Genomic DNA, 862 nt, shown 5'->3' on the forward strand with positions numbered 1-862 from the left:
TTGCCGGAAAACTGGTACTTGCCAGCCATGAAATCGCTATTCGAAATATCCAGGGTCGAAGCCACCAGGCCGGCCGTATTGACCGACGCGCCCTGGCCGAACAGCACGCCGTTCGGGTTGACAATAAACACCTTGCCGTTGGCCGACAAGTTGCCGAGGATGGTCGTGCCATCGCTGCCCAGCACGCGGTTCAGCGCTACCGCATTGCTGTTCGGCTGCTGGAACTGCACCGACTCGCCCTTGCCGACATTAAAACTGGCCCAGTTGATGACGGCGTTCTGGCTGCCCTGCTTGATGACCGTCGCGCCCGGCGCGCCGTTGATCGTTGCCTGCCCCGCCACCACCGTGCCGCCCGCCGGCCCCGCCAGCGCCAGACTGCCGTAGCCCAACATCAGCGCCGCCGCCATGCTGGTCAAGGCGAAATGCGCGCCGCCGCCGCTGCATCCTGGCATCGAGCGCTTGCCGGCGGATTTGACGTTTTCGGACACGGCGGCGTAAGCGCCGGTGGCCTGGTTCCAGATGGAGCGGTAGATGCGGTTCATGGCGGTGTCCTGATTTTTTAACTTATTAGTTAACTTGCATTAATTTAGAAATACTTGACGGCTTGCAGCCAGAAACGGCCCGCCGCATCCGGTGCCGAGGTCGCCTTGGCATTGCCCAGCTTGTGCGCGTAATACGCCTTCAGCACGAGCGCATTGGCGCCCGTCCACGTCACGCCCACGCCGGCGCCGCTCAGGGTGCGGCGGTTCTCGCCGGCGCTCCACGCGTCGCGGTTCAGCTTGACGGTGCCCGTGTCAGCAAAGGCCAGCACTTGCAGCTGACCAGCCACGGCAGTGAACGCCGGCAAGTTGTGCCGCAATTC

Annotated in this window: 1 protein-coding gene and 1 pseudogene; both read right to left on the reverse strand. The window is 63.2% G+C overall.

The features are described from left to right. A partial coding sequence (locus K0F86_RS27055) for a filamentous hemagglutinin N-terminal domain-containing protein (RefSeq protein ID WP_219137207.1) occupies window positions 1-542 on the reverse strand: 542 nt, incomplete at its 3' end. Window positions 543-586: 44 nt separating this feature from the next. Continuing rightward, window positions 587-862 (reverse strand): annotated as a pseudogene (locus K0F86_RS27060) (ShlB/FhaC/HecB family hemolysin secretion/activation protein); the annotation flags it as partial.

The organism is Janthinobacterium sp. UMAB-60 (assembly GCF_900095235.1).
Lineage (GTDB): Bacteria > Pseudomonadota > Gammaproteobacteria > Burkholderiales > Burkholderiaceae_D > Janthinobacterium.